The organism is Brevibacterium sp. W7.2, from assembly GCF_018137945.1.
GTDB lineage: Bacteria > Actinomycetota > Actinomycetes > Actinomycetales > Brevibacteriaceae > Brevibacterium > Brevibacterium sanguinis.
Map to the genome: position 1 here is coordinate 2415436 of NZ_CP073089.1, position 13185 is coordinate 2428620.

Below are 13185 nucleotides of genomic sequence, written 5' to 3' on the forward strand. Positions count from 1 at the left end.
CTAGAGGTGCCGGTGGAGGCGCCGCGACGCCTCGGTGAGCGATCCGCTGAGCGAGGGGTAGACGACGAATGATGCCGAGAGCTGATCGACGGTCAGGCGGTTCTCCACGGCCATCGTGATGGGGAGGATGAGCTCGCTGGCGCGGGGTCCGACGACGACTCCGCCGAGGATGGAGCCCGAACCGCGACGCGCGAAGATCTTGACGAAGCCGTCCTCGATGCCGAGCATCTTCGCCCGCGGGTTGGTGTCGAGCGGCAGCATGACGGTGTCGATGTCGGTGGGGTTCTCGCGGTAGTTCTGCTGGGTGAAGCCGACGGTCGCGATCTCCGGGGCGGTGAAGACGTTCGAGGCGACGTTGCGCAGCTTGAGCGGCTGGACGGCATCGCCGAGGGCGTGGGACATCGCGATGCGCCCCTGCATCGCCGCCACCGAGGCGAGGGGCAGGACGCCGGTGCAGTCACCGGCGGCGTAGATGCCGGGGCGGTTGGTCCGGGAGACGCCGTCGACGACGATGTGCCCGGAGTCGTTGACCTTGACGCCGGCGGCGTCGAGGCCGAGGTCGGCGGTGTTGGGGATCGACCCGACGGCCATGAGGCAGTGCGAGCCCTGGACCCGGCGGCCGTCGGCGAGGGTGACCTCGACGCCGTCGTCGGTCCGCTCGACCGATTGGGCGCGGGAGCGGGAGAGCACGTTCATGCCCTTGTTGCGGAAGACGAACTCGAGGACGTCGGCGGCGTCCTCGTCCTGCCCGGGCAGGACCTTCTCGCGGGAGGACACGAGGGTGACGTTGGCCCCGAGGGCGCGGTACGCCGAGGCGAACTCGGCACCGGTGACACCCGACCCGACGACGATGAGGTGCTCGGGCAGCTCCTCGAGTTCGTAGAGCTGGGTCCATGACAGGATCCGCTCGCCGTCGGGCTTGGCGGTGTCGAGTTCGCGCGGGTGGGCGCCGACGGCGAGCAGGATCGTCGAGGCCCGCAGGGTGTATTCGGTGCCGCTCTCCTCGACGACCTCGACCCGATCGCGGTCGACGAGCTTCGCGCTGCCCTTGATGATCTTCACCCCGGCGCGGATGAGACCGTCGTAGATGTCGTCGGACTGGGCGGTGGCGAGCGAGAGGATGCGGTCGTTGACCGCTTTGAGGTCCGCAGTCACCCGGTCGTGGTCCGGGTGCTCCTCGGTCGTCTCGTCCTTGCCGGTGATCCTGATGCCGAGACTCGACGAGCGCGTGATCTCGTCCATCATCTCCGCCGTCGCGATGAGCGACTTCGAGGGCACGACGTCGGTGACGACGGCGGCGCCGCCGGTGCGGTGGCGCTCGATGAGCATGACGTCGGCGCCCAGCTGTGCGGCGGCGAGAGCGGCTTCGTAGCCTCCCGGTCCACCGCCGATGACGACGACACGATCTGCTGCGGATTCAAATTCTTCGTTCACGGCTCAATCCTCTCAAATCGCCACCCCGGGAGCGAATGAACTCTCGGGGCGGAAAGTGCGTCGTCAGGCGGGCGGCGCCGGTCAGGAACCGGCGGGGTCGACCGCCTCGGCGGTGTCTCGGTGGAGCGCGGAGAGGGAGACATAGGCCTGCGCATTGGCTCTGACCTTCTCGACGCCGTCGTCGGTCATCTCGCGTCGCACCTTGCCCGGCACGCCGGCGACGAGTGAGCGCGGCGGGATGTCGGTGCCTTCGAGGACGACCGTGCCGGCGGCGATGAGCGACTCGGAGCCGATGTGCGCGTCGTTGAGGACCGTCGCATGCATGCCGATGAGCACATCGTCGTCGACGGTGGCCCCGTGGACGAGGGCCTGGTGGCCGATCGAGACCCGGCGGCCGACGACGACCGGTTTGCCCTCGTCGGTGTGCATGACGGTGTTGTCCTGGACGTTCGAGTCCTCGCCGATGGTGATCGGGGCCTTCTCCGCCCGGAGCACACAGCCGTAGAAGATGCCGGCGCCGCGTTCGACGCGCACGTCCCCGACGAGGGTGGCACCGGCGGCAACGAAGGCCTCGGGATCGATCTGCGGGGTGTGCCCGCCGACAGAGATGATGCGTGCCTGCGATTCCGTCATGAGTCCTCCATCGGCTCTCGGTGCTGGTTCGGGTGCCTGCCAGTCTACCCACGGCGGTGGTTCCTGCGGCAGGCGTCTCACGTGCAGTTCTCCTCGCAGTGATAGTCTCCGCCCACCTCGTGGCGGTGCTCTCCGCCTGCCGCGGGATGTCCTCCTGCGGGGACGTGCGACTTCACGGTCCCTCCCCTCTCCGTTCATCCTGGCGACACCGTGCTTCTGCAGAGTGAGACGCGTTTTGGACGGATTTGCAACGAGCACGCCTTAGCAGGAAAATGGACAGAATATTTGTCAGAAACTTCACACTGCCAGACTCTTGTGTGCCTTTTGCGGTTATGTGAACCTTGACTGTGAGAGTTGCGCGCCGCTGCTGTCGTGCGCGCACACCGCTTTCACTTATCACCGTCGAAAGGCCACCATGGATTGGCGTCATCGCGCTGCATGCCTCAATGAGGACCCCGAACTGTTCTTCCCCATCGGAAACACGGGTCCGGCATTGCTTCAGATCGAAGAGGCCAAGACTGTGTGCCGTCGCTGCGAAGTGGCGGAGACCTGCCTCCAGTGGGCACTCGAATCCGGACAGGACGCCGGTGTCTGGGGCGGCCTCAGCGAAGACGAGCGCCGCGCCCTCAAGCGTCGCGCCGCCCGCGCCCGCCGCGCCGGCTGACCTCGGCTGCGTTCTGCACCACCGATACCGCAGCACTTCCGCTCCTCCGCACTCGCAGCGCAGTTCCACAGTCCGAACCTCGCCAGAGTCCCCTGCTCGAACCACGATCTTCGCGATCCGAGCTGGGGACTTTGTCGTGCCCGCACCCGCCGCACCACCTCGGCGCGCATCTCATCCCCGCAGCCGCACACACAACCCTGGGTCGCACACACAACCCGGAGCTTCGCATCTCCTCCGCGGAGCGCGATAACCACCCCGTGCACGCGTAGGGTATGGCGCTCCGCGTAGGGATGCGCAATCCGTCGGGCGCAGACACTCAGACGCACCACCTCGGCGCGCATCTCAGCCCCGCAGCCGCACACACAACCGGCCCCCGCATGCACACCTTGGACATGCACACACAACCCTGGGTCGCACACACAACCCGCAGCTTCGCATCTCCTCCGCACAGCGCGATAACCACCCCGTGCACGCGTAGGGTATGACGCTCCGCGTAGGGGTGCGCACCCAGCAGCAGCCGGGACGGGGCACCGAGGCGGACCGTCAGTCGTAGGAGTCGGGGCGGAGCGGGACGTCGAGGATCGCCTCGGTGCCCCCGCCCTCACGCTCCCGCCACTGGATCGACCCGGCGAGATCCGCCGAGACGAGGGTGCGCACGATCTGCGTGCCCAGGCCGTTGCCCGGGCTCTGCTGGTCGCCCAGCCCCACGCCGTCGTCGGCGATCGTGACGTGGAGGTGGTCGCCGTCGCGCTCGGGCACGACCCACACATGACCGGTGAGCGTCTCCCCCGGCGCCAGCCCTTCCTGCTCCTCGAGCGGGAAGCCGTGCTCGATCGCGTTCGTGATGAGCTCGGTGATCGCCAGCGCCAGGGACGTCGCGTCGGCGGATGAGATCGTCCCGAAGCTGCCCTGGCGCTGCAGGGAGATCTGGACGAGCGGACTCGTCAGCTCCGGGGTCAGTCGCAGTCCCTTGTCGACGACCTCGTCGAAGTCGACCTCGGACTCGACTCCCTGGCTGAGCACATCGTGGACCACGGCGATGATCGACACCCGCCGCATCGCCTCCGACAGCGCCGCCTTCGCCGCGGGATTGTCGATGCGCCGCGTCTGCAGGCGCAGCAGAGCGGACACCGTCTGGAGATTGTTCTTCACCCGGTGGTGCATCTCCTTGATCATCGCGTCGCGCGAGAGCAGCTCCCGCTTGCGCCGCCGGATCTCCGAGACGTCCCTGGCCAGCACGATCGCCCCGGTGCGCTCACCGTCGTCGGTGAGCGGAATCGCGCGCAGAGAGACACTCGTGCGGCCCACCTCGAGTTCGGTCCGCCACGGCGCGCGTCCGGTGAGCACGAGCGGCAGGGTCTCATCGACCTGGCGCAGCTCGGTGCTCAGGCTCGACACCACCTCGGAGAGGTAGGAGCCTTCGATCTCCCCGCCGTGCCCGAGGCGATTCATCAGCGACACGGCGTTCGGGGAGGCGTACTGCACCCGGGAGTCACGGTCGAGGACGAAGATGCCGTCACCGACCCGCGGCTCGCCGTGGCGCACTCCGCTCGGCGCCTCCCGATCGGGGAACGCGCCCTGGGCGATCATCGTCAGCAGCGCCTTCGCCGCGTCCCGGTAGTGCTTCTCGAGCCGCGAGGTTCCGCGCCGGCGCATCTCCTCGGAGTACCTGACCATGACGGCGAGCGTCTCACCGCGGCGGACGAGCGGCACCGCCTCGGCGCTCACCTCGGTCTCCTCGGTGCCCGCGTTGACGCCGAGGTCCTTGGCCGGGGCCACCTCGGTGACGATGGTCCGGGTCTCCACCGCCGCCTCGAGGAGCTCGCGTTCGAGCCCGGTCGCCCGCGCGCCGAGGAGGTCCCGATTGAACAGCGTCGCCCCCGTCGTCGGCCTCGCGTGCGCGACGACCGTGAACGCTCCGCTCGCCGACGGCACCCAGAGGACGAGGTCGGCGAACGAGAGATCGGCGATGAGCTGCCAGTCCCCGACGAGGAGGTGAAGGTATTCGGCATCCGCCTCATCGGTGATGCCTTCGGCTGCCAGTTGTTCGTTGAGCACGGGTCCCTCTTCCGGGTGGGGAGTGTTCAGCGGGCCCGAAGGTCGTCTTCGAGCCCGCTGAGATCGACGCTATCACCGATGACGCTCGGCCAGGCCGTGCGGATCAGGCGCTGTGCTCGGACTCCCAGGCCGAGGACCGCACGACACCGCGCATCATGCGCAGCAGCACCGACAGCGGAGCCTGTGTGACGGTGTCGAGGGCGATGACCGTCTCGATCGTCTCGAGCACCCGCGCGGCGACCGTCTCGTTGCGCTCGAGCCATTCGGTCAGCCGCTGCTTGGCGCGTTCGTCCGGGGTCCCGGAGATCGGCGAATCCGTGGCGGCGATGACGGAACCGGCGACCGAGAGGATCGCGGAGTAGAAGTCATCGCGCAGGGAGCCGCGGGCCAGTGCCGACCAGCGATCGGACCGGTCGAGATCGCCGATGAGGGCGAGCACCTGCGACCCGGAGAACTTGTCGTTGACGGCGTAGTAGACCTCGGCGACGTCCTCGGCGGACTCGTTGGTGCGCGCCGCGAGCTGGGTGATGTCGAGGAGGGCGAACTCGTCGAGCAGCGCCGCCGCCCGCCAGGCGAGCTCCTCGGGGACCCCGTCGTCGATGTACTCCTGCGCCTTGGCGGCCATCGCCTCGGCGTCGAAGCCGTCGACGAGGGCGGGCACGCGCTCGCGCAGAGCCGCGACGACCTTCCCGTAGAGCTCGATGCCCGAATCGACATCGAGGGTGTCCGGGGCCTGCTGGACGAGCCAGCGCGAGGACCGGTCGAGCAGGCGCACGTAGTCGTGCTGGAGCTTGACCTGGACCTCCGTGGGCACCTTGTTGTCGAGCGCGGTGACCGGGTCGAAGAAGTCATCGAGGCCGAAGATCTCGGAGACGACGACGAAGACGCGGGCGATCTGCGGCACCGAGGCCGGGGTCTCCTCGAGCATCCGGTAGACGTAGGTGAGCCCACCGCGGTCGACCATCCGGTTGACGAGCTTCGCCGTGGCGATCTCCCGGTGCAGCGGGTGCTCGGCGATGTAGTCGCCGTACTGCTCGCGCAGCGCGTCCGGGAAGTAACCGGCGAGCTCCCGCTTCATCCACGGCTCATCGGGCACGACGCTGTCGAGGATCTCGTCGACGGCGTGCATCTTCGCGTACGCGAGGAGCACCGCGAGCTCCGGGGAGACGTACGAGCTGAACTCGCGCTTGGCCAGTTCCTCGGCGTTCGGCAGGAACTCGACGTGGCGGTCGAGGTCGGCGTGCTTCTCGAGGTAGGCGAGCATCCGGCCGTAGGTGCCCGACATCGCCTCGGTCTGCGAGCGCGCCTCGCCGAGGACGACGTTCTGCGCGTAGTTGTTCGCCAGCACCCGGTCGGCGACGTCGTCGGTGAAGGAGAGCAGCACCTTCTCCCGATCCTCGGCCGCGAACGCTCCCTTGTGCAGCAGGGTGCGCAGGAGGAGCTTGATGTTGACCTCGTGGTCGGAGCTGTCGACGCCGGCGGAGTTGTCGACGGCGTCGGTGTTGATCGCGACCCCGCTCAGTGCCGCTTCGACGCGTCCCAGCTGGGTGACGCCGAGGTTGCCGCCCTCCCCGATGACCCGTGCCCTGACGTCGTCGCCGTCGATCCGGATCGCATCGTTGGCCTTGTCCCCGACGTCGGCGTGGCTCTCCCCGGAGGACTTGATGTACGTGCCGATGCCGCCGTTGTAGAGGAGGTCGACGGGAGCGGCGAGGATCTCCGACATCAGCTCGGCGGGACTGCGCCGGCCGGGATCGACGCCGAGGGCCGCGGCGGCCTCCGGGCTGAGATCGATCGACTTCGCCGACCGCGGGAAGACGCCCCCGCCCTGCGAGATGAGGTCCCGGTCGTAGTCCTGCCACGACGAGCGCGGCAGGTCGAAGAGGCGCTGCCGCTCGGTGAAGCTCGTCGCCGCATCCGGGTTGGGGTCGAGGAAGATGTCGCGGTGGTCGAAGGCGGCGACGAGGCGGATGTGCTCGCTGCGGAGCATGCCGTTGCCGAAGACGTCGCCGCTCATGTCGCCGATGCCGACGACGGTGAAGTCCTCTTCGGCGGTGTTGAGGCCGAGCTCGCGGAAGTGGCGTTCGACGGACTTCCACGCACCGCGGGAGGTGATCGCCATCTTCTTGTGGTCGTAGCCGACCGAGCCGCCGGAGGCGAAGGCGTCACCGAGCCAGAATCCGCGGCGTTCGGAGATCGCGTTCGCGACGTCGGAGAAGCGCGCGGTGCCCTTGTCGGCGGCGACGACGAGGTAGTAGTCGTCGCCGTCGTGGCGGACGACGCGGTCGGGGTGGACGACCTTCTGGCTGCCGTCCTCGGCGTAGACGAGGTTGTCGGCGACCTCGAGGAGGCTTTCGATGAAGACCTCGTAGGCGGCCTGACCGGCGGCCATCCACGCGTCCCTGTCGCTCATCGGCGGCAGCTGCTTGGGGAAGAATCCGCCCTTGGCGCCGGTGGGCACGATGAGCGCGTTCTTGACCATCTGCGCCTTGACGAGGCCGAGGACCTCGGTGCGGAAGTCGTCACGGCGATCCGACCAGCGCAGGCCGCCGCGGGCGACGGTGCCGAAGCGCAGGTGGACGCCCTCGACCTGCGGGGAGTACACCCACATCTCGAGCGCCGGCCGGGGCTTGGGCACGAAGCTGAGCTCGGTGGGGCGGATCTTCAGGGCCAGTGCCGTCGGCAGTTCGCCGTCGGGGTTGATGAAGTAGTTCGTCCGCAGGGTCGCGCGCAGCAGTTCTAGCGAGGAGCGCAGCACGCGGTCGGCGTCGAGGCTGGCGACGTCGCCGAGGGCGGTCTCGATCCGCTCGTCGATCGCCGCGGTGGCGGCCTCGCGCCCGGCGTCGTCGGCCGCGGGGTCGAACTTCGCGAAGAAGTAGTCGACGAGGAGGCGGGAGATCTCCGGATTGTCGCTGTAGACCTCCCCGACGTAGGCGTCGGAGTAGGTGAACCCGGCCTGGCGCAGGTACTTCCCGAGCGCCCGGATGATCGTCACCTGCCGCCAGTCGAGACCGGAGACGACGAGGCGGTCGAAGACGCCTGCCTCCTTGCGGCCGTCCCAGCCGGCGATGAACGCGTCGGCGATGCGCTCGCTGGCCGCCTCGTCGAGGTCGGTGTCGAAGCGGACGCCGAAGTCGTAGATGTAGCGGTGCGTGCCGTCGGCGAGATCGAGTTCGTAGGGACGTTCGTCGAGCACCGTGGCGCCGAACGCGGTGAGGTACGGCAGCACTTCGGAGAGGCCGACCCGACCGTCGCGGTAGAGGGCGAGCCGCGTCGGCGCATCGTCGGCGTCCTCCGGGGTGTAGAGGCGCACGGCCGATCCCTCACCGGTGCTCAGCGCTTCGAAGCGCTCGACATCGGCGACGGCGTCGGCGGGCGTGTGGTACTCGCCGTACCCGGGTGGGAACGCCTTCGACCACAGGTCGGCGCGTTCGATGGCGCGTCCGCTGTCGCCGCGCTCGGTCGGGGCGAGGAAGGCGTGGACGTCCTCGTTCCACGAGCGCACGGCGGCGACGATGCGCTTCTCGACGACCGCCGGATCGATCTCCGGCAGCTCCGCGTCGCGGGCGACCCGGGCGACGAAGTGGATGCGGGCCAGCGCGGACTCGGTGAGGAGGACATCGAAGTCGACGCTCTCGGCGTTGTAGAACTCGCGCAGCACATCCTGGACGCGCTGGCGGGCCGCGGTGTCGTAGAGGTCGCGGGGCAGGTAGAGGATGACGGAGACGTAGCGCTGGTAGGGGTCCTCGCGGACGAACACCCGCGACTGGCGGCGCTCCTGCATGTCGACGATCTGCATGACGACGTCGAAGATCGACTGGGTGTCATCGTGCATGAGGTCATCGCGCGGATACGTCTCGAGGATGCCGAGGAGCTCGTTGGCCGAGTGGGATCCGGCGGGGAATCCGCTCGAGGCGAGGATCTTGCGCACCTTGCGGTTGATCACCGGGATGCTCAGCACGCTGTCGTTGTAGAACTCGGGCTTGAAGACGCCGACGAAGCGTCGCTCGCCGACGATCTCGCCGTTCTCGTCGAAGGTCTTCACCCCGATGTAGTCCATGAACGAGCCGCGGATGACCCGGGACCGGGAGTTCGCCTTCGTGAGGACGAGCACGTGGGGTTCGGCCGCCTTCGCGGCCACGGCGTTCGACAGCGGCGACTTCGCGAGCGGGCGCAGCGCGGAGATGCCCAGCGAGGTGTGCTCGATCGGTTCGAGGCTGCTCGACTCGGCGTCGTGGGAGTAGTCGTACTCGCGGTAGCCGAGGAACGTGAAATGACCGTCGAGCCAGGTCAGCAGCTCGGCGGCGGCTTCCGCCTCGGAGGCGAGCTCGGGGCGGGGCGGACGCGCCTGGAGCTCACCGGCGATCTCCTTGGCCTTCGCCGACATCGCGTCGGCATCGCGCGCTGCGGCCGCAACGTAGTCGAGGACGCTGCGCAGCTGCTTCTCGAGCGCGTCGTGGTCCTCCGGCGGCACCCGGTCGACCTCGATGCGGATCCACGACTGCTGGTCGGGGGCGTCACCGGTCGGCTCCGCGGCCTCGGTGACCACAGGAATGCCCGCGGTGTCGGCGGACACGGCGGGCGCTTCGGCGGGAGAGAGGACGGTGAGGTCGGAGCCGTGCCCCTCGACGGCGAGGATGGGATGGTGGACGAGGCGGATGGCCCGTCCGCTCGTCGCGAGATCGGAGACGATCGAGGACACGAGGTGAGGCATGTCGGGCAGGACCATCGCGATGACGGTGTGGTTGTCGAGGTACTCCGGGGAGTCGACCGAGGGGTTGTAGATGCGCAGAACCGGAGCGGTGCCGTCATACTCGAGGCCGAGAGCGTAGTGGGTGGCCGCCGCTGCGGCGAGACCTTCGGCGCCCGCCTCGGCGGTGCCCGGTTCGAATCGGGGATAGTACGCTTCGATGAAATTCTCCGGAGCGGCCTGCCCCTTCTGCTTCCTCCACTCTCCAGCAATGTCCGAATATGAGACCTGAGACACCTTTACACCTCTACGATCAGCGCACAAATAATGTTGTCGGCTCGACTCCGAACCGCCATCCCCCACACTATGCTCAATCGGCGAGAAAGGCACGCCGGTCAGCCTGCCGCGGCACGGCGTCGACGGGCTGGCAGACTGAGGGCATGAGAACACTGACACTCAGCCATGACTATGCGATCGGACTCACCGATTTCCTCGCCCTGCTCGCCGATGCCGCGACGTGGGAGAAGCTCGGCTCCGCGGCGACGACGGAGCGGGTCGATCCCGACACCGAGGTGACCGTGCGCACCGCTGTGCCGGCCAGTGAGCTGCCGGCGACCCTGGCCTCGCGCCTGCCGTCGGGTGCCGAGCTCGTCGAGGTCTACATGGTTCCCGGGGACGTCATCGGCGATCGCGCCGAGGTCCGGATGACCGCCCACGCCGCCGGGGTGCCCGTCGAGATCGATTCCCTCCTCACCCTCGTCTCCGAGGGCGGCGGAACGGCGGCCACGGTGCGGTCCGAGATCAGCTCCTCGGTGCCGATGTTCGGGTCGATGATCGAGCAGGCGCTCGTGCCCATCCTCGAGACCCAGCTGCGCGAGCGACTCGACCGGCTCGCCGCCGTCTGAGCCGGAGTCCGCTCAGGTGCGATCGCGCAGCAGGTCGCCCAGCTCGGTCCGGTCGTACCAGAGGAGATCGGAGTCGCCGAGGCGGTCGCCGGCCGCCTCGGTGCCCTGTGTCGCGGCCAGCTCGAGCGCTGCGTCCCATTCGGCGGCCTCGTCGAGGTGGACGCTGACGATGCGGTCCGCGTCGACTCGGGTGAGGGTGAGCGCGTCGAATCCCGGCGCGAGCGGCTCCCGACCGCTCGTCGCCGGCGCGTCGTAGGCGACGACGGCTCGCGGGGACGCCGACTCCGCGCCGGAGCCCAGCGCCTCGTCGGCGGCGAGGGCCGCGGCGATGCTCATGGCCGTGAACTCGGCCTCGTCGAGGTCCTCACCGCGGAGTTGGGCGGCAGCGGCGTCCGGGGCGACCGCGGTCGCGGTCTGCAGTCCGGCGGCGAGGGCGGCGAGAGTGGTCGGGATGTAGCAGCGAACAGCCATGCCTCCATCCTAGGGTGAAGCGCGCCCATCGCACCCGCAGTCGACCAACGGGGCTCAGAGCGACCGGAGCCGGGCCGCGATGCCGCGACCGCTCCCGCCCCGGGCACTGCCGGACCGGTGCCGGATCCGCCGGCGCGTGGGCAGGAGCCCGGCGGCGACCTCGGCGAACTGCCGGCTCAGCGCCGACTTCGGGCTGACCTCTGCCACGGTGCGCCCCGACAGCAGTGCCGCGTCGACGGTCGTGCGGTCGTCGCTGAAGACGAAGTCGGGTTCGCGTCCGGCGAAGCGGCCGAGCGCCTCCCTGATCCGCGTTTCCGCCGGGTGCCCGACCGCCGAGGCCCTCACCTTCGTGATCCCGATCCGCAGGGTCTCGCGCATCTGCTCGCAGCGTTCGGTACCGAGGAGCCGCACGAGCTTCTGCAGACCGATGGGATCGCCGGTCGCGAGCACGAGGACATCGTCGGCCGCGTCGAGGGCCGCCCGGGTCGCACAGTGTCGGTCGTAGAACGGATCGGCGAAGTCGTCGTCGGGGTCGAGGCGGTCGGAGACGTCGACGACGACGAGATCGTAGAGTCCCGCGAGGTCGCGCAGCGCCGAGCGGAGCACGGCCCCCCGCACCTCCGGCCACCGTTCGGGCCGGGTCAGTCCGGTGATGACGTGGAAGTCGTCGCGGATCGCCGCGTGCGGCACCCCGCTGATGTCGGTGGGCGGGGACTTCTCCGCCTCGAGCCGGCACAGGCTCGCCAGGTGCGAGGACTCCTCCGTCAGCCCGAGCGTCGTGGCGACCATCGCCCCCACCGTGTCGGCATCGACGACGACGGTGCGGTGTCCGAGACGGGAGGACTGATCGCCGAGGTTGACGGCGGTGAGCGTGCGCCCCGGAGACGACCCGGTCCCCCACACCGTGATGATCCGCCCGGCCGGTGCGGTGCGTCCCGGCGGGGACGCCGGGCGGGGCGGCACGACGGCGCTGCGGGTGACGTCGTCGAGGGCGCGGGCAACCCGGACGGCATCGGCGGTGGCGGGCACCGCCGTCGTGATGCCGAGGCGGGCCAGGGCGGTCTCATCGGCCCCGACGCCGAGCACCTTCGTCCCGGTGGCGAGCACGGCCGCGATGACATCGGCGTCGAGACCGGGGAAGTACTCGCCGACGATCGCGATGTCGGCGCTGCCGGTCCGGCACAGGGCGAGGAGTTCGACGTCGTCGGCGGGACGGGCGACGACGTCGACGTCGTCGAGGTCGCTGAGCAGTTCGAAGAGGATGAGGTCGTACTCGAAGTCGACGGCGAGGAGCACCTGGGGCATCGCGATCAGCTCCCGCCGGGGGCGCCGACGACGGAGAGGACGCTGCGGCCGTCGAGGGCGGACAGCACCCCGGACAGCGCGGCGGCCGGGACGAAGACTTCGATCCGGGCCCCGTCGCCGACCCCGAAGCTGCCGACGTCACGGGTGATGTGGGCGACCGGGGCGCCGCTGACGATCTGCTCGGGGGCGCCGGCCTCGTCGTCGAGTCCCGTCGACTCCGGTTGGGCCCACACGTCGACGAGGCTGCCCCGGTCGACGACCGAGGGCACCGATCCGGGAACGTCGATCGCGACGATCCGGCCCTCGAGTTCGGCCATCGGGGTCACCGCCGAGGCGGGCACGAGTTCCCCTTCGGCGATGACGGAGCGCACGCTCGAGTCCTGCGGCAGGGGCGTGTCGGCGGAGAGGTATTTGTCCCCGACGTCGGCGAGGTTGACTTCGGCGACGATGAGGTCGTCGGGGCCGAGCGCCTGACCGGGGACGAGGGATGCCGCGCTGGCCCAGACCCGGGTCGTCGCCGTGGCGGCGCTGACGAGGAGATAGGTGGCGATGATGGCCGCGATGACGAGGACGGCGCCGACGAGCAGCCTGGCGTCGGTCCAGCGGGGCGGGCGGAAACGTCTCGAGAGCTCCATTGCATCTCCGATTCGGGGGATTTTCCCATAACAGGAATTGCCGGTGAGTGATAGTATCGAGTATCAAATGGGGTCAAAGCAATGATTTCAGGCAAAACTGTTGTCGCTTGAGACCCTGTCATCGCTGGGAACAATGCCGTCGCTTGGAATTGGGGAGAACCGTCATGGTCGTCGAAAACCGCTTCCTGCCACTCACCGACGTGGCCGAACTGCTCAATGTCTCGATCGCTCAGGCGCGCGCCCTCGTGCGCACCGGCGACCTGCGCGCCATCAAGGTCGGCGGCCGCGGGCAGTGGCGCGTCGAGAAGGCCGAGATCGAGGCGTACATCCAGCGGATGTACGAGCGCACCGAGCACGAGATCAAGGCCGGCCTCCTCGACGACTGATCTC

At 69.1% G+C, this 13185-nt stretch carries 10 protein-coding genes; 3 read left to right on the plus strand and 7 right to left on the minus strand.

Annotated features, from left to right (window positions below; translation table 11 throughout):
- Together J9315_RS10960 and J9315_RS10965 are read right to left on the minus strand one after the other, a co-directional pair.
- Positions 1-1434: an NAD(P)H-quinone dehydrogenase gene (locus J9315_RS10960; protein ID WP_198498414.1), complete on the minus strand. Its 1434-nt coding sequence runs from the start codon at positions 1432-1434 to the stop codon at positions 1-3.
- Between the two features lie 81 nt (positions 1435-1515).
- A complete protein-coding gene (locus tag J9315_RS10965; RefSeq protein ID WP_198498413.1) occupies positions 1516-2067 on the minus strand; it encodes a gamma carbonic anhydrase family protein in 552 nt (183 codons plus the stop codon).
- A gap of 415 nt (positions 2068-2482) precedes the next feature.
- On the opposite strand from J9315_RS10965, the gene J9315_RS10970 reads away from it, so the two are divergent.
- Complete coding sequence (locus J9315_RS10970) at positions 2483-2731, plus strand: WhiB family transcriptional regulator (RefSeq protein WP_009374875.1); 249 nt, start codon at positions 2483-2485, stop codon at positions 2729-2731.
- Between the two features lie 543 nt (positions 2732-3274).
- On the opposite strand, the gene J9315_RS10975 is transcribed toward J9315_RS10970, so the two are convergent.
- Together J9315_RS10975 and J9315_RS10980 are read right to left on the minus strand one after the other, a co-directional pair.
- Positions 3275-4789 (minus strand): PAS domain-containing sensor histidine kinase, encoded by a 1515-nt coding sequence (locus J9315_RS10975; RefSeq protein WP_211977875.1) that lies wholly within the window; start codon positions 4787-4789, stop codon positions 3275-3277.
- Between the two features lie 103 nt (positions 4790-4892).
- Positions 4893-9776 (minus strand): NAD-glutamate dehydrogenase, encoded by a 4884-nt coding sequence (locus J9315_RS10980; RefSeq protein WP_211977876.1) that lies wholly within the window; start codon positions 9774-9776, stop codon positions 4893-4895.
- Positions 9777-9919: 143 nt separating this feature from the next.
- Here J9315_RS10980 and J9315_RS10985 point away from each other — a divergent pair, with 143 nt between their 5' ends.
- The gene (locus tag J9315_RS10985) at positions 9920-10384 is read left to right on the plus strand and encodes a DUF2505 domain-containing protein (RefSeq protein ID WP_211977877.1); all 465 of its coding nucleotides are present in this window, start codon (positions 9920-9922) and stop codon (positions 10382-10384) included.
- Between the two features lie 12 nt (positions 10385-10396).
- On the opposite strand, the gene J9315_RS10990 is transcribed toward J9315_RS10985, so the two are convergent.
- The 3 genes from J9315_RS10990 to J9315_RS11000 are packed head-to-tail and all read right to left on the minus strand — an operon-like array spanning position 10397 to position 12795.
- Entirely contained in the window at positions 10397-10855 is a 459-nt protein-coding gene (locus tag J9315_RS10990; protein ID WP_211977878.1) for a hypothetical protein, read from the minus strand.
- Positions 10856-10909: 54 nt separating this feature from the next.
- On the minus strand, positions 10910-12160 hold the full coding sequence (locus J9315_RS10995; protein ID WP_211977879.1) for a DNA-binding response regulator: 1251 nt from the start codon (positions 12158-12160) through the stop codon (positions 10910-10912).
- 5 nt (positions 12161-12165) lie between these two features.
- Entirely contained in the window at positions 12166-12795 is a 630-nt protein-coding gene (locus tag J9315_RS11000) for a hypothetical protein (RefSeq protein WP_211977880.1), read from the minus strand.
- 164 nt (positions 12796-12959) lie between these two features.
- Here J9315_RS11000 and J9315_RS11005 point away from each other — a divergent pair, with 164 nt between their 5' ends.
- Entirely contained in the window at positions 12960-13181 is a 222-nt protein-coding gene (locus J9315_RS11005) for a helix-turn-helix domain-containing protein (protein ID WP_137824735.1), read from the plus strand.
- Positions 13182-13185 lie beyond the last annotated feature (4 nt).

What these genes read in the sequence shown, in the direction of transcription:
- J9315_RS11005 (WP_137824735.1), top strand. Translation starts at nt 12,960, where the DNA reads ATGGTCGTCGAAAACCGCTTCCTGCCACTCACCGACGTGGCCGAACTG.
- J9315_RS10970 (WP_009374875.1), top strand. Translation starts at nt 2,483, where the DNA reads ATGGATTGGCGTCATCGCGCTGCATGCCTCAATGAGGACCCCGAACTG.
- J9315_RS10995 (WP_211977879.1), bottom strand. Translation starts at nt 12,160, where the DNA reads ATGCCCCAGGTGCTCCTCGCCGTCGACTTCGAGTACGACCTCATCCTC.
- J9315_RS10990 (WP_211977878.1), bottom strand. Translation starts at nt 10,855, where the DNA reads ATGGCTGTTCGCTGCTACATCCCGACCACTCTCGCCGCCCTCGCCGCC.
- J9315_RS10965 (WP_198498413.1), bottom strand. Translation starts at nt 2,067, where the DNA reads ATGACGGAATCGCAGGCACGCATCATCTCTGTCGGCGGGCACACCCCG.
- J9315_RS11000 (WP_211977880.1), bottom strand. Translation starts at nt 12,795, where the DNA reads ATGGAGCTCTCGAGACGTTTCCGCCCGCCCCGCTGGACCGACGCCAGG.
- J9315_RS10985 (WP_211977877.1), top strand. Translation starts at nt 9,920, where the DNA reads ATGAGAACACTGACACTCAGCCATGACTATGCGATCGGACTCACCGAT.